An 18762-nucleotide genomic window follows, 5' to 3' on the forward strand; every position below is an offset into this window, starting at 1 on the left:
TATGCTGGTAAATCTTTGCGACTATAAACAAAGCGTCACGCTTATCGCCAACAGCGGCGTGCAGTTCCTGGATTTCGGCCTGACGCCGCAGGACACCGCCAGCAACGGGCGCTTCGTACGTAAAACCGCGAACGGCCCCCTTTTGCGACTCGATTTCGACCTGGTGAACGGGCGCTATACCCTGCCGGGGACAAACGGCGGGCAGCCTGAAGTGGTTAAGCCGGAAACGACAATCCCGCTGCATCAGTCCCTTGCGGTGCTTGACGGTGTCTGGCTTCCCTTGCCCTTCCTGCGCTTCAACCCGCCGCGGACCTTTGTGGAAGGACCGGATAACTGGGCGCGCGTTCAGGTGCGCAAGCTCGATAAGCCCGACACGGCTGGCAACACCCACCGCGTCACCCTCGCGCTCGACAGCCAGATCGCGGAGCATGCCACCTCCGTCCTGTCGCCGGTTGAAAACGATATCCTGAACGGAACCCGCTTTGCGCTGGCCTGGCGCGATAATGAGGTAGAAAGCTTCCTCGACCAGACCTGGATTGACGGCTGGCTGCGCGAGGCATTTACCCAGTATGCCGACGGCGTAGAAAACCGCTCTGAACGTGACCTGCATCAGGCGATGCGCAGTTTTGAATATCAGGCCCACTGGCTCAATGTACTGACCATGCTCGGTGAACAGCTTACCGTGCCGGAGGTGAAATTTGTCACCCATACGCTCAGTACCCCAGCCATTCCTGTCGATCTGATCCTCGACGTGGGCAACACTCACACCTGCGGCGTCATTATCGAAGACCACGGTGATGCAAACGACGGGCTGCGGCAGACCGCCGAGCTGCAGGTCCGTTCGTTAAGCGAGCCGCAGTTCCTCAACGAACCGCTGTTCACCAGCCGTCTCGAATTCTCCGAAGCGCGTTTCGGCAAGCAGCACTTCTCGGTGGAAAGCGGCCGCGAAGATGCGTTTGTCTGGCCGTCGATTGTTCGCGTGGGTGATGAGGCCCGCAAGCTGGCGATGCAACGCCTGGGAACCGAAGGCAACAGCGGTATCTCCAGCCCGCGCCGCTACCTGTGGGATGAAACGCCGGTTGTGCAGGACTGGCGCTTTAGCCAGATGAACGGCAAAACCCAGCGTGAACCTCTCGCCACGGCGTTTCCGCTGATGAACCTGATGAACGATGACGGTGAGCCGCTGTTTACGCTGCCGCGGGATGAGCGCCTGCCGGTCTTTTCGCCGCAGTACAGCCGCAGCACGCTGATGACGCACATGCTGTGCGAGCTGCTGGCGCAGGCGCTGGGGCAGATCAACAGCGTTGCTACGCGCCTGCGTCTGGGCTTCCCGGCCTCGCCGCGCCAGCTGCGCACCCTGATCCTGACCCTGCCCTCGGCCATGCCAAAACAGGAGCGCGAGATTTTCCGTCGCCGCATGTTTGAAGCTATTGCCATCGTCTGGAAAGCGATGGGCTGGCACCCGCAGGACGAGGATTTTGCCACCCGCAAACAGCAGGAAAAAAGCGTGGTGCCGGTCCCTGAAATCCAGATGGAGTGGGATGAAGCCAGTTGCGGTCAGTTGGTCTGGCTGTATAACGAAGCGATTTCCCGTTTTGGCGGCCAGACGGAAGCCTTTTTCGCCTCCCTCGCCCGCACGGACCGTGAACCCGAGCCGGGCGTGCAGCCGGGGCGCGCCTTACGCGTCGCGTCTGTCGACATCGGCGGTGGCACCACGGATATGGCGATAACCCATTACCAGCTTGATGACGGCTCCGGTAATAACGTCAAAATCACGCCGCAGCTGCTGTTCCGCGAAGGGTTTAAAGTGGCGGGCGACGATACCCTGCTGGACGTGATTCAGCGCTATGTTCTGCCCGCCCTGCAAACGCAGCTGCAGAAATCAGGCATTGCGGACGCCTCGCTGCTGATGGCGTCGCTGTTCGGTGATTCTGGCCGCATTGATACCCAGGCCGTACTGCGCCAGCAAACGGCGCTTCAGCTCTTTATGCCGATTGGTCATGCCATTCTTTCCGCGTGGGAAGCCAGCGACATCGACGATCCGCTGGCGGGCCTGCATGCCACCTTCGGCGAGCTCCTGCCGCAGAAACCAACCCGCAACGTGATGAATTATCTCCAGCAGGCAATCGATCATGCTCTGCCGGCGGGCTCAGAGGCGTTCGACCTGTTCGCCGTGCCGCTGCACGTGAACTTCCGCGAAATGCAGGATGCGATGCTGGCCGGCCAGTTTACGCTCACCTCGCCGCTCCACGCGGTGTGCGAGGCGATTTCCCACTACAGTTGCGATGTTCTGCTGATCACCGGGCGTCCTGGCTGCCTGCCTGGCGTTCAGGCGCTGATTCGACACCTGCAGCCGGTGCCGGTCAACCGCATCGTCTGGCTGGACAAATACCAGGTTCATGAATGGTATCCGTTCAGCCAGCAGGGACGCATTGGCAACCCGAAATCGACCGCCGCGGTCGGGGCCATGCTCTGCAGCCTGGCGCTCGACCTGCGTCTGCCGCGCTTCAACTTTAAAGCCGCGGACATAGGCGCGTATTCCACCGTGCGGTATCTCGGCGTGCTGGATAACACCGTCAATACCCTGCGTGAGGAGAACGTCTGGTATCAGGATATCGACCTGGATAAGCCGGGCGCGAAGCTCGACGCGCGGCTGCACTTCCCGCTGCGCGGTAACGTCACCCTCGGCTTCCGCCAGCTGGCGAACGCGCGCTGGCCCGCCACGCCGCTTTATACGCTCAGCATCAACTCGGCTGAACTGGCAAAAGCGATTGCCGGCGACGGCGTCCTGAACGTGCGGCTTAAGCTCTGCGGCGGCAGCAAGCAGGAAGGCCCGGAGTCCTTCGAGCTGAGCGATGCCTGGCTGCAGGATGGCACACCGGTTGCGCCTGACGCACTAACCTTCAAACTGAATACTCTGGCCGATCGCCGACACAGCGGTAGCCACTACTGGATCGATAGCGGGAGCGTATACCTCAAATGACAGCGACGACCACCACCACTCAGGCCTTAATTGGGTGGATTAATGAGACGCGCCTGAACGCCCCTGTGCTGGATAACGATGCTGACGCCCTGCTTGCTCGCATTAACGCGGTGCAGGCGCGGGAGCAGGCCATCGAACGTGCTCTGATCCGCCGGAGCAGCATTGGGCTTTACGGTCATTCGCAAAGCGCCAAAGCGCACCTGCTGCAGTCGCTGTGCGGCAGCGGCAATGGTCGCCTGAACGTGACGCCGGGCCAGCGCACCTTTGACTATTTCTCGCATATCAATCCGGGGCACGCTCTGACAAACATGGCTATCCGCTTCACCCGGGAAAACGCAGAAGTAACGGATGAGGCGTTCCCGCTGCGTCTGAGTCTGGTCACCGAGGCCGAGCTGGTACAACTGTTTATTGCCCGCACGACGCTGCATCCGCAGATTCGCGCGGTGGATAAGGCAGTGATTGAAACGCGGCTGGAGAAATGGCGCGGCCTGCGCCAGCCTCAGAGCGTGCCCGGTATCACGGCACAGGAAGTGGGTGCAATTGCGCGTTTCTGGCAAAGCACGGTACCCGCCGCGAAACAGCAAATTGATGATGCCCTGTGGCATCAGTTTGCCCAGCTGGTCCCATCGCTCGATCTCAGCACCCGCGCCAGCGTCTGGTCGCTGCTGTGGGGTGAGCAACAGGAGTTAACCCAGCAGTGGCTGAAGCTCGCCCACGTGCTGCATCAGACCAGCCATGCGCGCGAGCTGGCCGCGCCGCTGAGCCTGCTGGTAGACAGCTTTGGCCTGCCCGGAGAAGGGTTCCTGACACACGGCACCTTAACCCAACAGGAAGCCCAGGAGACGCTGCTGCATCCGCTGAATGACGGCGAATTGCTCAACGCAATCAGCGTCCCCGTCGACGTGCTTGCCTTCCTGACCCGCGAGCTGGTTTTGCCTGTTGAGAACTGCGCGCTGGACAACGTAGACATTATTGATATTCCTGTCTTTGAAGACAGCCGTGCCGATCCGCTGCTGCAGGCTAAATACCCGTGGTTGCTTGAGCATTACCGTCAGCAGCTGCAGCCCGATGTCCTGGTTATCTGCAATGTGACAGCGCATCACGAGCAGACGGCCAAAAAAGCAAAAGCGTTAACGAACTGGGTCAAAGAGACCCAGCTTTCCGAGGAATCTGCCCTGCCGGGTCTGGTGTGGGCGATCACCCCGCATGACGCTCGTTTCACCACCCGACAGAATCTCGATGAAGCCGTACAGCATCTGCTGGGCAAGCCAGGCCTGCACTGGGGAACACTGCAGGCGCTGGACAGCCACAGCCTGTTGCGCGTTGTCGAATGGCTGTCGCAGGCGACGCTACCCGCCCAGCGGCAGAAGCGTCTCAGCTCGCTGAAAGGCCTGTTGCGCCAGGAGCTCTCGGCGCTGATGCAGGGTTATCTGGCCCCGCTGGTTGAGGAGCCGGGTACCCGGCGTGCTCAGGCCGAAAACATGGTGCGCACGCTGCAAAGCAGCGCCGCCCGCCACGGCGAGCTACTGGAAGGTCTTCTTCCGCCCCTGAAAGCGTTTGAGGCACTGCTGGCCGTACAGCAGCCTCGCGAGGAGCAGGTCAACGGACTGTTTACGGATGCGATTGACCTGTTCGCCGATACTCCTCAGGAAAATGCTGGCCTGCACCAGACAAAAGACAAAGCGCGTCTGGCGCACAGAGTCTGGATAAATCATCTGCGTCAGTGGAGCCGCAACGAGGCCGCTGCCGCGCGGCTTGGGCTTGAGACGGCAATGTTGCAGCACATCGCGGATGTTCTGGTGGTGACCAGCTACCGGCTGGATCTGCCTCAGCAGCTACGGCGCATTGTCGACGCGGATAAAAGCAGTGCTGCGCAACTGCATGCCGTGATGGGCAATTTCGTTGGCTGGCTGGGCTACGACCAGACGCCGTCAGCTGAGCGTCCGGCAAGCCGCATCCGCAAAGGTCAGGCAATCTTTGTTACGCCCGTGGTTAGCAGTGCCGCGCCGCGCCTGACGCGTCTTGGGGAGCAGCCTGTTCATGCGGCCACGGCGTACGTTTACGACTGGCTGGTTGCGCTCTATAGCAGGGCAATAGAGAACATTGATTATCAGAACCCGCATGATGTTCAGCCTGACGCACGTCGGGCACTACGGGCTTTAATCAAGTAGCCGCCTTTCCTGCCGGGTGGCGCTGCGCTTGCCCGGCCTACATTCCGCAACGATAATTACGCCGCCATACACTCCGCTAACGTCTGCGCCAGTGCCGACGGGTTTTCCCACGACATGGAGTGCCCTGCAGCAGGGATGATTTTGACCGCAACGCCCTTCTGCTTTAGACGATCCACATCGTCATCCGGCAGTGAGAGTTCGCCAAAAATCAACGTCACCGGGCAAGGCAACGACAGAAATTGCGTTTCCCAGTCCGGCTTAACGCCCGCCACCAGGCTCGATGCGCCGCGCCAGACAGCATAAGGTGCATTACTTTGCAGACACCCGGCCCATGCCGTTTTTTCTGCACGGAGCATGTTACCGTAACCCTGCGCCACAAATTGTTGTTCGGTTTGCGCCGCAATAGACCGGCTGAACATGCCACCGCCAGCGTGAAAATTGGGCTCCGACACGATCAGGCCTTTAACGCGCGTTGCCAGCAGCCCCGCTGTTTCTATCGCGATGCTGCCGCCCATGCTGTGGCCGTATAACCAGAAGGCATCCAGTTTAAGATGGTCAATCAGCTCCGCCACAACGCGCGCCTGATCGGTGGTTTTGTAGCTGTAGTGCTCAGGCTTATCGCTGTAACCGCTGCCGGGTAAATCGATGAGAATCGCTCTGCGCCCGTCAAACTGAGGGTCACGAACGACGCGGGGATATTCGTAGGAAGAGGCGCAGCCCAATCCGTGGATGAAGAGTACGGGATCGCCTGAGCCGGGCAAATCATGCCAGCGGACGGTGCAACCCGCTTGCTGCGAGTAAAAACTGTTCATAAGCACTCCTTTTACGATGCACTGTGTATTTATACAGTCATGATATCCGGAATGCCATAATCATCTTTTAAAAATGGAAGCGTGCTTCAGAAAAGCGATATCAGGAGCGCGACGGGGAAGCTCATCGGCCAGGTTGATCCCACCAGAAACGCGCTGAGCAGACGGATGCGTTTGCGGTCTTTAGAGAGGAACCAGGTAATTAATGCGCAGATGGAAGCCATGATTGCGTAAAAAACCAACATCTTTTGATACAACGTCATTCTTAATACCAGAGCCGAAAAAATAACCGCACGCAATATGCGTCATATGTTGATACAGATCAAGTTTTTTCATTACATAATAACCACTTAAAGATTAAGGCTAATAACAACTGAGTATTTTGTATAACAAACAGGGGGAGCCACCCATTATCTTTATTGATAAGATGCATGTTAAATGCACTTTTTGATAAATTTTCTCTTCTGCAAAGGCGTCTAATAAAAGCAGACATACATGGGAGGCAATATGCTACGTATTCCGCAGAGTTGTATTCATACCCGCTCCACCCCTTTCTGGAATAAAGACACCGCCCCCGCCGGGATCTTTCAGCGTCATCTCGACACGGGTACCCGTCCGGGCGTTTATCCCCGCCTCTCCGTTATGCAAGGTGCCGTCCGCTACCTGGGTTATGCTGATGAACATGCCCCTGAGCCCGACAGCACATTGATTATCAGGGCTGGCCACTTCGGTGTTTTTCCCCCTGAGAAATGGCATCACATCGAGGTGATGAGCGACGACACGCTGTTCAATATTGAATTTTTCGTCGAACCAGAGGTGTTGAAGTCGCTTTAAGCGGCTTTTATTTACGAGGTAACCCTTATGCTACGTATCCCTGAGAATTTTGTTCATACCCGCTCCACGCCATTCTGGAACAAAGACACCGCGCCAAAAGCCCTTTTCACCCACCATAATACGAAAGCCAGCGTATATGGCCGTTTGTCGGTGATGCAGGGGGCGGTGCGCTATTTTGGCTTCCCGGACGCTGACGCGACCGAACCGGATCTTGAGCTGGTGATTGAAGCCGGATCGTTTGGCATCTCACCGCCGGAAAAATGGCACCGCATTGAGCTACTGACCGACGATACCTGGTTCAATATCGACTTTTTTGCCGATCCTGCTGTTACGCTTCAGGGCGCAGGCATCGGCAAAGTGGTCAATACACATAAGGAGTAACCGCGTGGGCAAAGCAACGTACACAGTGACCGTGACCAACAACAGCAACGGCGTCTCGGTGGATTATGAGACAGAGGCTCCGATGGAGTTGCTCATCCCCGACGTCGCCGCAGACGTAGTGAAAGATCTGGTGAATACCGTCCGCGCTTACGATACGGAAAATGAGCACGAGGTGTGTGGCTGGTAAAGCAAACGCCCGGCGATGCAAACCGCCGGGCATGATTTCTAGTGTTTTATCATCACGTGCCGGACAACCGTATAATCCTCAAGCCCGAACACCGACATATCCTTTCCATAGCCGGACAATTTCATGCCGCCGTGCGGCATTTCGCTCACCAGCATAAAATGGGTATTCACCCAGGTGCAGCCATACTGCAGGCGTGCGCTCAGGCGATGGGCGCGGCCAACGTCCTGAGTCCAGACTGACGACGCCAGGCCGTACTGCGAATCGTTCGCCCAGGCCAGCACCTGCGCTTCATCGTCGAATTCGGTGACGCTCACCACCGGGCCAAACACCTCGCGCTGAACGATGGCATCCTCCTGTTTTGCCCCGGCCAGCAGAGTTGGCTGGAAATAGTAGCCCGCTCCCTCTTTTTTGCTTCCGCCCGTCACCACGCGGATATGGCCGAGCGCTTTCGCCTCATCAACCGCCTGACAGACGCGTGAAAGATGGGCAGCGGAGCTCAGCGGACCGAGTTCAGTAGACTTATCCTCCGGGGCACCCATTTTGAGGCTGGTGACGGCGGCGCCGAGCTTTTCCACCAGTTGGGCATAGATCCCCTTCTGGGCATAAATACGGCAGGCCGCCGTACAGTCCTGCCCGGCATTGTAGAAACCAAACGTCCGCACCCCTTCGACAACCGCGTCCAGGTCAGCATCGTCGAACACGATAACCGGCGCTTTACCGCCCAGTTCCATGTGGGTGCGCTTAATGGTGGACGCCGTGTGGCCGATGATATGCTCCCCGGTAGCAATCGACCCGGTCAGCGAAACCATGCGCACTTTTTCATGCCCGGTCAGCGGATCGCCCACCGTTTTACCGCGGCCAAACAGCACGTTGAGAACGCCTGCCGGGAAGATATCTTTCGCCAGCTCCGCCAGCTTTAACGCCGTCAGCGGCGTGATTTCAGAAGGTTTGATGACCACACAGTTGCCGGCCGCCAGCGCAGGCGCCAGCTTCCATGCCGCCATCATCAGCGGGTAGTTCCACGGCGCGATAGAGGCAACCACGCCCACCGGGTCACGGCGGATCATCGACGTGTGGCCTTCCAGGTACTCGCCCGCAGCCAGCCCGTTCAGGCAGCGCGCGGCCCCGGCAAAGAAACGGAAAACGTCGACCACTGCCGGAATTTCATCGCCCAGCGCACAGTGCAGCGGCTTCCCGCAGTTGAGGGATTCAAGCCGGGCAAAGTCCTCCCAATGCGCTTCAATGGCATCCGCCAGCTTCAGCAGGCACTCGGCGCGGGTCTTCGGTGTCGTTTGCCCCCATTCCGCAAAAGCCAGGTCGGCGGCCTGAACCGCCGCGTCGACCTGAGCCGCTGAGGCCTCAGCAATCTCCAGCAGCACCTCACCGGTGGCCGGGTTATACACCGGCTGTTTCTCTCCCTCTCCGGCAACCAGTTCACCCTTTATCAGCAGATGTGTTTGCATAGCATTGTCCTGTTCTAATCAATGTTATTTCCCGCTACCGGCAATGTTCTCGCCGTCGCGGGTTAGCCACCAGGCTCCCAGAATGGGGATGGTTGTGACCAGCATCACCAGCAGTGCAACGACGTTGGTGACCGGCACGTCGCGCGGACGACCAAGCTGGTTGAGCAACCACAGCGGTAACGTGCGTTCGTGTCCCGCCGTAAACGTTGTGACGATGATTTCGTCAAACGAGAGGGCAAACGCCAGCATTCCCCCCGCCAGCAGCGCTGAACCCAGATTGGGCAGCACCACATAGCGAAAGGTTTGCCACCCGTCAGCCCCGAGATCCATCGACGCCTCGACCAGACTCCAGGAAGTGCGTCTGAATCGGGCGATCACGTTATTAAAGACCACCACCACGCAGAACGTGGCGTGTCCGACCACGATGGTGAAAAAACCCGGCTCAAGGTCGATCGTTTTGAACGCGGTCAGCAGCGCCAGGCCGGTGATGATCCCCGGCAAGGCTATCGGCAGCAGCAGCAACAGCGAGATCGCGTTTTTGCCAAAAAACTCGCTTCGCCAGAGCGCCGCTGCAGCAAGCGTGCCAAGCACCAGGGCGATCGCGGTGGAGAGTGCCGCAATTTGAAGTGACAACGTCACGGATTCAATGATATCTCCACGCCCCGCTGCCACGCTAAACCACTTCAGGGTCAGCCCCTGCGGCGGAAAGCTGAAGGCTGCGTCTTCGGTGTTAAAGGCATAGATTGCGATAATCAGCAGCGGGAAATGCAGGAAGATCACCCCTCCCCAGGCTGCCACTTTCAGGAACAGAGGTGCGCGTTCAGAGTGCATCGAATGCTCCCAGACGTTTCACGAACGCCAGATAGAGTGAAATCAGCACGATAGGCACCAGCGTGAACGCGGCGGCCATGGGCATATTGCCAATCGCTCCCTGCTGTGAATAGACCATATTGCCGATGAAATACCCCGGCGGCCCCACCAGCTGCGGCACAATGAAATCCCCCAGCGTCAGGGAAAAGGTGAATATCGAGCCCGCGGCAATGCCCGGAATAGCCAGCGGCAGAACGACGTAGCGGAATGTCTGACGAGGACGCGCGCCGAGATCGGCAGATGCCTGCAGTAAGGAGGCAGGCAGGCGTTCCAGCGCCGCCTGGACCGGCAGGATCATAAACGGCAGCCAGATGTAGACGAAGACCAGAAACCGTCCCAACCCGGAGGTGGACAAAGTGTTGCCTCCAACCGCGGGTAGCGTAAGGATCGAGGACAGGATAGGCTCCAGCCCCAGATGGTTGAGAAACCACTGTGCCACGCCGTCCTTCGCCAGCAGAAGCGTCCAGGCGTAGGCTTTGACGATGTAGCTTGCCCACATTGGCAGCATTACGGCGATATAAAAAAACGCTTTCCACTTGCCGCGGGTGTAGCGCGCCATGTACCAGGCCATCGGGAATGCCAGGATCGCGCTGGCAATCGTCACCGCAATCGCCATCGTTAACGTGCGCAGAATGATGTCGTAGTTTGCGGGGTTGAAAAGCGCCAGAATGTTCGCCAGGGTCAGATCCGGCGTGACTGCCATGGTGAAATCGTCAAAGGTGTAAAAACCCTGCCACAAAAGGGTCAGCAACGATCCTAAATAGACGATGCCAAACCACATCAGCGGTGCAAGCAGAAGCAGGAACAGCCCGAGCGACGGTTTACGCCAGAACAGAGCCGTGATGCGGCTTACGCGACCGTGCGGGGCGGGAGGATGAGCGACACTCATAGCCATTTCACCTCTCCTCGTGAAGACGGATCATGGCGTCGCGCGACCACGACGCCGTGACGGCCTGCCCCGGCGCAATGCCGCTCAGCGGCGAGAGCTCGCTGAGGTTGGCCTGGCTCACCAGCAGTTTGGCACCGTCGGCGAGCTTCAACTCCAGCCGCGTGGCCGCCCCCTGATACTGAACGGCCTGCACGCACCCCTGAACCTGAATTTCACCGCTCTCGTTAAGGCGAATATGTTCCGGGCGCAGCGAATAAGCGCCTTCCATGCCGCATAGTTTCTGCGCAAGGGCTGTATCAAAAACGTTGGACGTGCCGACAAAACCGGCGACAAACGGCGTGCGCGGGCGCATATAGAGATCGCGCGGGGTATCGACCTGCTCGATGCGCCCATTATTGAATACCGCCACCCGGTCCGACATGGAGAGGGCTTCACCCTGATCGTGGGTGACGAAAATAAAGGTGATGCCGAGTTCCTGCTGAAGTTTCTTCAGCTCGAACTGCATCTGTTCACGCAGTTTGAGATCGAGCGCGCCTAACGGCTCGTCCAGCAGCAGGACGCGCGGTTCATTCACCAGCGCCCGGGCGATGGCGACTCGCTGGCGCTGGCCGCCGGAAAGCTGCGAAGGCTTACGGGCGACGGCGAAGCTCAGGCCCACTTTTTCCAGCGCATCACGAGCCTGCGCATGGCGTTTTTTCTTATCGACGCCTTTCACCATCAGCCCATAGGCGACGTTATCGAGGATCGACATATGCGGGAACAGCGCGTAATCCTGGAACACGGTGTTCACATCCCGCTCCCACGGGGTCAGCGCGCTCGCCTCTTTACCAAAGATAGATATCGTGCCGCCTGACAGCTGCTCAAAGCCGGCAATCAGGCGCAGGCAGGTGGTTTTGCCGGAGCCCGAAGGCCCCAGCATGGAGAAGAATTCTCCGTCACGAACGGCAATGGTGACTCCATCCACCGCCCGTACGTCGCCGTACAGACGGGAAACGTTGTTAAATTCTACCGCGTACGTCATGTTCCGCTCCCGGGCAATTAACGACCGCCCATGATGGCGATGTAATCCTGCGTCCAGCGGCTGTAAGGCACAAATTTTCCGCCTTCTGCGATGGGGGTTTTCCAGAACATGATTTTGTCAAAATAGTTATAGCCGTTGGTTTCGCAGCCCTTGTCACCCAGCAGTGTGCTGGCCTTACACCCTTCAGGCACGACGGGCAGCGAGCCAAACCATGCCGCCAGATCGCCCTGCACTTTTGGCGTGAGCGACCAGTTCATCCATTTGTAGGCGCACATCGGGTGTTTTGCCTGCGCGTGAAGCATGGTGGTGTCCGCCCAGCCGGTCACGCCCTCTTTCGGGAAGACGGTGGCAACGGGCTGGTTCTCGGCCTTCAGGGCATTCGCCTGATACGGCCAGGCGCTGGAGGCCACGACGCCTTCATTTTTGAAGTCGCTCATCTGGACGGTGGTGTCATGCCAGTAGCGGTGGATCAGGGCATGCTGGTCGCGAAGCACCTTGAGCACGGCGGCATACTGCTGTTCAGTGAGCTGATACGGGTCGCTAATACCCAGCTGTGGCTGAGTGGCTTTGACGAACAGCGCCGCATCGGCGATATAAATCGGGCCGTCGTACGCCTGCACGCGTCCCTGATTGGTTTTGCCGTCTGGCAGATCCTGCTTCGTAAAGACCACGCTCCAGCTGTCCGGCGGCGTCGGGAAGGTTTTGGTGTTGTACATCAGCAGGTTGGGTCCCCACTGATACGGCGTGCCGTAGACTTTACCGCCCACGTTAAACCATTCGCCCTTCACGATGCGCGGGTCGAGGGTTTTCCAGTTGGGGATGAGTTCCGGGTTAATCGGCTGAACGCGTTTGCCCATAATCAGGCGGAGCGAGGCATCGCCCGACGCGGTGACAAGGTCGTAACCTCCCTTCGCCATCAGGCTGACCATCTCATCGGAGGTGGCCGCCGTTTTGACGTTAACCGCGCAGCCGGTCTCTTTTTCAAACTGGGTGACCCAGTCATAATTTTTATCCGTCTGTCCGCGTTCGATGTATCCCGGCCAGGCGATAATATCCAGTCGGCCTTCCCCGTCGCCAATGGCCTTTGGTGGTTCTGCGGCTTGCGCGGCCATGATAGTCATACCGAGCGCGCACAGGCTGCTGCGGGCAAATTTTTTGCTCATAAGAGTTACTCCTGTCGCAATGAAATTTAGCGGCAGCCGTGCCGTAAAAATATCTCCCTTATTAAACGTAGACCGCGCAAATGCGCCGCACCGTACGGCTTAAGGAAATTTCATCAAGGTGTGACCGGGGACGCATTCCCTGTTAACTGGATTATAGACAAGGAGTTAGCCGCGAAAGACGGTATGCAGATTTCCTATGATACGACACCGCAAAATATTCGCAGCGCCGCCATCAGGATAAGAAATGATTATTTAAATAAGATCGAAAAGATTATTCCAGCATCGCGCTAATGAGTTTTCCTAACTGTATGACCGCCTGCTCTTCCCGCTCTCCCCACGCCCAGGAGGTATTAAAACGGAAAAACGGGGTCCAGGCGTCAGAGGTGGAAAACATCTTTCCGGGCGCAATGCTGATGTGGTGGGTTAAGGCCTTCTCACTCAGCAGCCCCGCGTCCAGCTGCGCAGGTAGCTCCAGCCATAAAAAGTAGCCGCTTTCGCTGTGATGAATTTTGACACCGGCAGGCATATGACGCAGAAGCGACTGCCACGCCTGCTGTTTCCGCTCGGCGAGGGTTCGTCGCAGGCGGCGCAGATGGGCGTCGTAGCGTTTTGTCGCCAGGTAATCCACCAGCGCCAGCTGCATGGGAGAACTGGTTGAGAGCGTGCTCATCAGTTGCAGCTGCTGAATGCGGCGCGCGTGTTTTCCTGCCGCCACCCAGCCGATGCGAAACCCCGCCACCAGGCATTTTGAAAAGGAGGAGCAGTGAAGCGTCATGTCACTCCGATCCCAGGCTTTCGCCGGAAGGGGTTTTTCCCGGCCAAAATAGAGTTCGCTGTAGACGTCATCTTCAATCAACGTGACGTTATGTTTCGTCAGGAGTGCGACCAGACGCGCTTTTTTCTCCGCGCTCAGCGTGAAGCCAAGCGGGTTTTGGCCGTTAGTCATGAGCCAGCAGGCTTTTACGGGATAGTCATTCAACGCCAGCTCCAGCGCATTGAGGTCGATCCCCTCGCGGACGTCTGTGGCGACGGATAACGCTTTCAGCTTAAGACGCTCCAGCGCCTGCAGCGCACCGTAAAAACAGGGGTTTTCAACAATCACCCAGTCTCCGGGCTCCGTCACCGCCTGCAAACTGAGGTTCAACGCTTCGAGGGCACCTGCGGTAATGACGATCTCGTCCGGCGAGATGTTCATCCCCTGCTGCGCATAGCGGCGTGCGATGGCGTGGCGGAGTTCAGCGTTACCGGGCGGCAGATTTTCAATCACGCTCATTGCGGTAGCCGTTTTGCTGACGTTTGCCAGCGAGCGGTTGAGCTGCTGAAGCGGGAAAAGCCGGGGGTCGGGAAACGCGGAAGCGAAAGGAACAACGGACGGATCGCGGCTGGCCTGTAAGACCTCGAAGATATAGGTGTTGATATCTACCGCTTCATCGCGCATCACCTGAGCAGGTGGCGCAGGCTGTTGTGCGGTCGGGCGCGAGGCAACGTAATAGCCCGACTGCGGCCTGGCGACAATGCGCCCCTGGCTTTCCAGCATCTGATACGCGTGGCCAACGGTCATAAAGCTCATGCCGCTACTTGCCACCTGCTCTCGCAGGGAAGGCAGCTTATCGCCCGGCAGCCATACGCCAAGCTCGATCTGCGAGATAATTTGTTGCGCCAGACGCTGGTATTTTTTCATCAGATTCTCCTTATTGCCGACAGTGTATATCAGCAGGAGAAAAAGAGAAGATTTAGCTAACTGTTATAGTTCGCGAAATAAATTACTTACGGTACTCGGTAACGTGGCTTTGCGCCTGGCGTGCAGCGGCCAGGTGATCGAGCGTGATCATTGACGATTTGCAAAAGATGCATTTCGCACCGAGCGGGTTTTTCTCAGACACATCAAAGACTGAGGTACGGTACTGCGAACCATGACAGCATGGGCAGCGGAAATGTATATAAGAAGTCATAGGATTCTCCTGTGAACGTAAAAACGTAAATTACTCATGAGCCGATCAGGCAATAATGGTTTTAAACAAAACTAATCGGAATGTAGATAAAGACCCAAGAGAGGCTGCGGAGAGGCACAACGTGATGAGAACTGCTTTATGAAACTACGTCAGATATTTTTTTGGACTCAAAACCAGAGAACCATTAACGCACGGCGATGACGACAAAGCAAGCGGTTTAATGCGGAAAATTCATAAAAAGAATGTTTTTATTCCCTGATACTCGTCCATGTTATTAAATATTGATGTTTACAATTCCCGGCTATGCATACATAACCACATGAAATATAAATATAATATATAACATTTTTTGCCTACTCATCTCACCAACCGCAGAGTATTAACAACAGGCTAATGTACACTCTGCTACTTGTCTTGCTCGAGCAGAAATTTCGCTCTTACCTTACAGAAAGGAATTATCAATGAGTTGGAATAGAGACGCGGCTGTTTCTTACCTCCGCTCGCATGCCCTTGGACACTCTCATAACGAATGCGCGAAATTTACACGTCGTGCCATAATCGCTGGCGGCATTACGCTTGAACGTACACATGATGCGAAGGATTATGGACCAAAACTTTTGCGTGCAGGTTTTAGGGAGGTTCCTCCCGGTTCGACGTTGCTTAGCGGAGATGTCGCTGTAATTCAGCCCTATCCCGGAGGAAACTCAAGCGGCCATATGACAATGTTCGACGGCACTCGCTGGATCTCAGATTTTACCCAGCTCAGCATGTACCCTGGGCCGGGTTACCGCCGCGCGCAACCTACCTATAAGATTTACAGGATGAGTCGATGATGAGGGGGTTTATAATTACTGTGGCGCTATTATTATCTGCTTGTACGGGTGTACCTAAGCAGAATGCTGCCGAACGGGCGGAAGAATTCTATTCCACATATCTGACGTTTTTTGCAGAAAGTGATGGTGAATATCCTCAGCTTAGAGAGTACGTTGCGGCTGGTACACTATCCCGGCTTAACGAGATAGAGTCTATTCCTGAACAGGAAATCGTGGGATCAGATTATTTCGCTTATGTTCAGGATTATGACCCATCCTGGGTGAAGGGGCTTGAAGTGGGTGTGGCGCACCAATTCATGAATGGCGAAGTTCTTCCTGTCAGGATTGGTATTGAGAACGGCGGCTTTCTTAATCTTGAAGTCTATATGCGTCTTGAAGATGGAAAGTGGAAAATTTACCGCGTGAGAGACGTAACCGATAGCTACGAGCATCCCATATTTAATGCGGGAGCAATTACTCAAGCAAAGGCATCAGCGGAAAGCGGACTTTAAGCGCATCGATAAATATTACACTGGGCAAACTGTTATAGTTAAATAGGCCGGGTCTGTTTCTGCAACCCAGCGCTGGCGCGGCTTAGAATGGCATCGACATAAATACATCGCGGAGTTTTGCATGTTTGGTTTAGATGCTTTTCACCTTGCGCGGATACAGTTTGCCTTTACCGTATCCTTTCACATTATTTTCCCGGCCATCACCATCGGCCTGGCCAGCTACCTTGCCGTACTCGAAGGGCTGTGGCTGAAAACAAAAAATCCGGTCTGGCGCTCGCTGTACCATTTCTGGTCGAAGATTTTTGCCGTCAATTTTGGCATGGGCGTGGTCTCAGGGCTGGTGATGGCCTATCAGTTTGGTACCAACTGGAGCGGATTTTCGCAGTTTGCGGGCAGTATTACCGGCCCGCTGCTGACCTATGAAGTGCTAACCGCCTTCTTCCTTGAAGCCGGCTTCCTCGGCGTGATGCTGTTCGGCTGGAATAAAGTCGGGCCGGGACTGCACTTTTTCTCCACCTGCATGGTGGCGCTGGGCACCATTATCTCCACCTTCTGGATCCTCGCCTCAAACAGCTGGATGCAGACCCCGCAGGGCTATGAGATCGTCAACGGGCAGGTGGTACCGGTGGACTGGTTTGCGGTGGTGTTTAACCCCTCATTCCCTTATCGCCTGCTGCATATGTCGATAGCCGCGTTCCTCAGCAGCGCGCTGTTTGTGGGTGCCTCCGCGGCATGGCATCTGCTGCGCGGAAATAATACCCGCGCCATACGCGCAATGTTTTCGATGGCGCTGTGGATGACCCTGATTGTCGCCCCCATCCAGGCCCTGGTTGGCGATATGCACGGGCTGAACACCTTAAAGCACCAGCCTGCGAAGATTGCCGCCATTGAAGGGCACTGGGAGAATCCGCCGGGTGAGCCTACCCCGCTGCTGCTGTTTGGCTGGCCGGATATGGAGCAGGAGCGCACCCGCTTTGGACTGGAGATCCCGGCACTGGGCAGCCTTATCCTGACGCACAGTCTGGATAAACAGGTTCCGGCGCTCAAGGAGTTTCCGAAGGAAGACCGCCCGAACGCCACCATTGTCTTCTGGTCATTCCGCATTATGGCAGGCCTGGGCATGCTGATGCTGCTGCTCGGGGTGATGGCGCTCTGGTTGCGCTACAAAAAACGCGTGTATTCGTCGCGTCCTTTCCTGTGGTTTGCGCTGCTGATGGGGCCAACCGGGCTGATTGCCATCCTTGCCGGGTGGGTCACTACCGAAGTGGGCCGCCAGCCGTGGGTAGTCTACGGACTCCAGCGAACGAAGGATGCGGTTTCTGCCCATGGCGATCTCCATATGAGCGTGAGTCTGCTGGCCTTCTTCGTTGTATACACCTCGGTATTTGGCGTGGGCTACAGCTATATGGTGCGCCTCATCCGAAAAGGCCCGCAGCCGCACGAATCATTCGCCACCGAGTACGACGGACGTCCGGCGCGCCCGCTTTCTGCCGTCACAGCTGAACATAAGGAGCTGCCATAATGGGTATCGATCTTTCCATTATCTGGTTTGTCATCATCGTTTTCGCCACGCTGATGTATATCGTGATGGACGGTTTTGATCTGGGGATCGGTATTCTGTTCCCTGCCACACAAGACGCTGACGATCGCGACGTGATGGTCAACAGCGTCGCGCCCGTCTGGGACGGGAATGAAACCTGGCTGGTGCTTGGCGGAGCCGCCCTGTTCGGCGCATTTCCGCTGGCCTATGCGGTGATCGTTGATGCTCTGACCATTCCGCTGACGATAATGCTGATCGGACTTATATTCCGCGGCGTGGCGTTTGAGTTTCGCTTTAAAGCCACCCCGGCGCACCGTCCTTTCTGGGATAAGGCGTTTATTGGCGGCTCAATTCTGGCGACGTTTACCCAGGGCGTGACGGTGGGGGCCGTCATTAACGGCTTTACCGTCACCGGTCGGGTCTATACCGGTGGACCCTTTGACTGGTTTACCGCGTTTAACCTCTTTTGCGGCGCGGGTCTGGTGGTGGCCTACGCGCTGTTAGGCTCAACCTGGCTGGTGATGAAAAGCGAAAACGCGCTGCAGCAGCGGATGCGTGAGGTATCGAAAACGCTGTTAATCATACTGCTGGCGTTTATCGCGGCGATCAGCCTCTGGACGCCGCTGGCACACCCGGCCATCGCTGCACGCTGGTTTACGCTGCCGAATCTGTTTTATCTGCTGCCAGTCCCTGCCCTGGTCGTCATGTTTAGCTTCTACCAGTGGCGCTGCCTGAGTAATCCTGACAGCCATGCTCGCCCGTTTATTCTGACGCTGGGGCTAATATTTCTCGGCTTTAGCGGGCTTGGGATCAGTATCTGGCCGCATATCATACCGCCGTCAATCACCCTGTGGCAGGCCGCCGCGCCGACGCAAAGCCAGGGCTTTATGCTGGTGGGCGCACTGTTGATCATTCCCGTTATTCTGGTCTACACCTTCTGGAGCTATTACGTATTTCGCGGCAAAGTTCAGTCTGGGGAGGGTTATCACTGATGCAACAACCTGTCTGGAAAAGATTGCTGTGGCTGGCCATTATCTGGGGCGGCTGCGTACTTGCGCTGGCAGCAGTCAGCATGCTCTTTCGCATGCTGATGACGGCTGCCGGGTTTAAATCGCATTAAACTTCATTCCGGGCAGCCCTGCGCTGCCCGGCACCACCCCGCACTTTCAGATAAA

The 18762-nt window shown here is 56.9% G+C and carries 19 protein-coding genes; 10 read left to right on the forward strand and 9 right to left on the reverse strand.

All coding sequences use genetic code 11. The annotated features are described in order from the left end of the window. Window position 1: 1 nt before the first annotated feature. Entirely contained in the window at window positions 2-2983 is a 2982-nt protein-coding gene (locus D5066_RS08960; RefSeq protein WP_119915725.1) for a virulence factor SrfB, read from the forward strand. Then, window positions 2980-5154 (forward strand): virulence factor SrfC family protein, encoded by a 2175-nt coding sequence (locus D5066_RS08965; protein WP_119915726.1) that lies wholly within the window; start codon window positions 2980-2982, stop codon window positions 5152-5154. Before D5066_RS08960 ends, D5066_RS08965 begins: the two co-directional genes overlap by 4 nt. Before the next feature lie 56 nt (window positions 5155-5210). On the opposite strand, the gene D5066_RS08970 is transcribed toward D5066_RS08965, so the two are convergent. Together D5066_RS08970 and D5066_RS08975 are read right to left on the reverse strand one after the other, a co-directional pair. After that, window positions 5211-5966, reverse strand: coding sequence for an alpha/beta fold hydrolase (locus tag D5066_RS08970; protein ID WP_119915727.1), 756 nt, complete (start codon window positions 5964-5966; stop codon window positions 5211-5213). A gap of 86 nt (window positions 5967-6052) precedes the next feature. Then, on the reverse strand, window positions 6053-6226 hold the full coding sequence (locus tag D5066_RS08975) for a GhoT/OrtT family toxin (protein WP_003856960.1): 174 nt from the start codon (window positions 6224-6226) through the stop codon (window positions 6053-6055). 244 nt (window positions 6227-6470) lie between these two features. Here D5066_RS08975 and D5066_RS08980 point away from each other — a divergent pair, with 244 nt between their 5' ends. From D5066_RS08980 to D5066_RS08990, 3 genes are read left to right on the forward strand one after another with little or no spacing between them, the layout of a single operon-like run. Further along, on the forward strand, window positions 6471-6797 hold the full coding sequence (locus tag D5066_RS08980; RefSeq protein WP_080329709.1) for a TehB family protein: 327 nt from the start codon (window positions 6471-6473) through the stop codon (window positions 6795-6797). A 27-nt stretch (window positions 6798-6824) separates the two neighbouring features. Further along, a complete protein-coding gene (locus D5066_RS08985) occupies window positions 6825-7178 on the forward strand; it encodes a TehB family protein (RefSeq protein ID WP_119915728.1) in 354 nt (117 codons plus the stop codon). Window positions 7179-7182: 4 nt separating this feature from the next. Beyond that, complete coding sequence (locus D5066_RS08990; RefSeq protein WP_003856955.1) at window positions 7183-7365, forward strand: DUF1869 domain-containing protein; 183 nt, start codon at window positions 7183-7185, stop codon at window positions 7363-7365. 38 nt (window positions 7366-7403) lie between these two features. On the opposite strand, the gene patD is transcribed toward D5066_RS08990, so the two are convergent. The 7 genes from patD to ymcF form a co-directional block, all read right to left on the reverse strand. Then, complete coding sequence (patD, locus tag D5066_RS08995; protein WP_119915729.1) at window positions 7404-8828, reverse strand: aminobutyraldehyde dehydrogenase; 1425 nt, start codon at window positions 8826-8828, stop codon at window positions 7404-7406. A 24-nt stretch (window positions 8829-8852) separates the two neighbouring features. After that, complete coding sequence (locus D5066_RS09000) at window positions 8853-9659, reverse strand: ABC transporter permease (RefSeq protein ID WP_080329244.1); 807 nt, start codon at window positions 9657-9659, stop codon at window positions 8853-8855. Next, window positions 9649-10593 carry an ABC transporter permease gene (locus D5066_RS09005; protein WP_119915730.1) on the reverse strand — a complete coding sequence of 315 codons (945 nt, stop codon included), beginning with the start codon at window positions 10591-10593 and terminating at the stop codon, window positions 9649-9651. Before D5066_RS09005 ends, D5066_RS09000 begins: the two co-directional genes overlap by 11 nt. A 1-nt stretch (window position 10594) precedes the next feature. Continuing rightward, a complete protein-coding gene (locus tag D5066_RS09010) occupies window positions 10595-11608 on the reverse strand; it encodes an ABC transporter ATP-binding protein (RefSeq protein WP_119915731.1) in 1014 nt (337 codons plus the stop codon). Between the two features lie 17 nt (window positions 11609-11625). After that, window positions 11626-12771: a putative ABC transporter substrate-binding protein YdcS gene (gene ydcS / locus D5066_RS09015; protein WP_119915732.1), complete on the reverse strand. Its 1146-nt coding sequence runs from the start codon at window positions 12769-12771 to the stop codon at window positions 11626-11628. Window positions 12772-13042: 271 nt separating this feature from the next. Continuing rightward, a complete protein-coding gene (locus D5066_RS09020; RefSeq protein ID WP_080329248.1) occupies window positions 13043-14452 on the reverse strand; it encodes an aminotransferase-like domain-containing protein in 1410 nt (469 codons plus the stop codon). Between the two features lie 82 nt (window positions 14453-14534). Then, a complete protein-coding gene (gene ymcF / locus D5066_RS09025; protein ID WP_028013309.1) occupies window positions 14535-14723 on the reverse strand; it encodes a cold shock small protein YmcF in 189 nt (62 codons plus the stop codon). Between the two features lie 461 nt (window positions 14724-15184). On the opposite strand from ymcF, the gene D5066_RS23060 reads away from it, so the two are divergent. The 5 genes from D5066_RS23060 to D5066_RS09050 all read left to right on the forward strand — a co-directional run bounded on the left by D5066_RS23060 (window position 15185) and on the right by D5066_RS09050 (window position 18707). Further along, on the forward strand, window positions 15185-15556 hold the full coding sequence (locus D5066_RS23060) for a hypothetical protein (RefSeq protein ID WP_119915733.1): 372 nt from the start codon (window positions 15185-15187) through the stop codon (window positions 15554-15556). Beyond that, window positions 15553-16047, forward strand: a complete 495-nt coding sequence (locus tag D5066_RS09035) for a DUF3828 domain-containing protein (protein ID WP_244288134.1) — start codon at window positions 15553-15555, stop codon at window positions 16045-16047. The genes D5066_RS23060 and D5066_RS09035 overlap by 4 nt, the downstream gene beginning before the upstream one ends. A gap of 121 nt (window positions 16048-16168) precedes the next feature. Next, window positions 16169-17569, forward strand: a complete 1401-nt coding sequence (locus D5066_RS09040) for a cytochrome ubiquinol oxidase subunit I (RefSeq protein WP_119915734.1) — start codon at window positions 16169-16171, stop codon at window positions 17567-17569. Then, window positions 17569-18579: a cytochrome d ubiquinol oxidase subunit II gene (gene cydB, locus D5066_RS09045; protein ID WP_119915735.1), complete on the forward strand. Its 1011-nt coding sequence runs from the start codon at window positions 17569-17571 to the stop codon at window positions 18577-18579. The genes D5066_RS09040 and cydB overlap by 1 nt, the downstream gene beginning before the upstream one ends. Then, complete coding sequence (locus tag D5066_RS09050) at window positions 18579-18707, forward strand: DUF2474 domain-containing protein (RefSeq protein ID WP_119915736.1); 129 nt, start codon at window positions 18579-18581, stop codon at window positions 18705-18707. Before cydB ends, D5066_RS09050 begins: the two co-directional genes overlap by 1 nt. Window positions 18708-18762: the final 55 nt, after the last annotated feature.

It is taken from the genome of Enterobacter chuandaensis, assembly GCF_003594915.1.
Lineage (GTDB): Bacteria > Pseudomonadota > Gammaproteobacteria > Enterobacterales > Enterobacteriaceae > Enterobacter > Enterobacter chuandaensis.

Bases quoted from the DNA above. Each gene is read 5' to 3' on its own strand.
- D5066_RS09035 (WP_244288134.1), top strand. From the start codon at position 15,553: ATGATGAGGGGGTTTATAATTACTGTGGCGCTATTATTATCTGCTTGT.
- D5066_RS08980 (WP_080329709.1), top strand. From the start codon at position 6,471: ATGCTACGTATTCCGCAGAGTTGTATTCATACCCGCTCCACCCCTTTC.
- ydcS (WP_119915732.1), bottom strand. From the start codon at position 12,771: ATGAGCAAAAAATTTGCCCGCAGCAGCCTGTGCGCGCTCGGTATGACT.
- D5066_RS08970 (WP_119915727.1), bottom strand. From the start codon at position 5,966: ATGAACAGTTTTTACTCGCAGCAAGCGGGTTGCACCGTCCGCTGGCAT.
- D5066_RS08960 (WP_119915725.1), top strand. From the start codon at position 2: ATGCTGGTAAATCTTTGCGACTATAAACAAAGCGTCACGCTTATCGCC.
- ymcF (WP_028013309.1), bottom strand. From the start codon at position 14,723: ATGACTTCTTATATACATTTCCGCTGCCCATGCTGTCATGGTTCGCAG.
- D5066_RS09050 (WP_119915736.1), top strand. From the start codon at position 18,579: ATGCAACAACCTGTCTGGAAAAGATTGCTGTGGCTGGCCATTATCTGG.
- D5066_RS09005 (WP_119915730.1), bottom strand. From the start codon at position 10,593: ATGGCTATGAGTGTCGCTCATCCTCCCGCCCCGCACGGTCGCGTAAGC.
- D5066_RS09020 (WP_080329248.1), bottom strand. From the start codon at position 14,452: ATGAAAAAATACCAGCGTCTGGCGCAACAAATTATCTCGCAGATCGAG.
- D5066_RS08985 (WP_119915728.1), top strand. From the start codon at position 6,825: ATGCTACGTATCCCTGAGAATTTTGTTCATACCCGCTCCACGCCATTC.
- cydB (WP_119915735.1), top strand. From the start codon at position 17,569: ATGGGTATCGATCTTTCCATTATCTGGTTTGTCATCATCGTTTTCGCC.
- D5066_RS09000 (WP_080329244.1), bottom strand. From the start codon at position 9,659: ATGCACTCTGAACGCGCACCTCTGTTCCTGAAAGTGGCAGCCTGGGGA.
- patD (WP_119915729.1), bottom strand. From the start codon at position 8,828: ATGCAAACACATCTGCTGATAAAGGGTGAACTGGTTGCCGGAGAGGGA.
- D5066_RS08965 (WP_119915726.1), top strand. From the start codon at position 2,980: ATGACAGCGACGACCACCACCACTCAGGCCTTAATTGGGTGGATTAAT.
- D5066_RS23060 (WP_119915733.1), top strand. From the start codon at position 15,185: ATGAGTTGGAATAGAGACGCGGCTGTTTCTTACCTCCGCTCGCATGCC.
- D5066_RS08975 (WP_003856960.1), bottom strand. From the start codon at position 6,226: ATGACGTTGTATCAAAAGATGTTGGTTTTTTACGCAATCATGGCTTCC.
- D5066_RS09010 (WP_119915731.1), bottom strand. From the start codon at position 11,608: ATGACGTACGCGGTAGAATTTAACAACGTTTCCCGTCTGTACGGCGAC.
- D5066_RS09040 (WP_119915734.1), top strand. From the start codon at position 16,169: ATGTTTGGTTTAGATGCTTTTCACCTTGCGCGGATACAGTTTGCCTTT.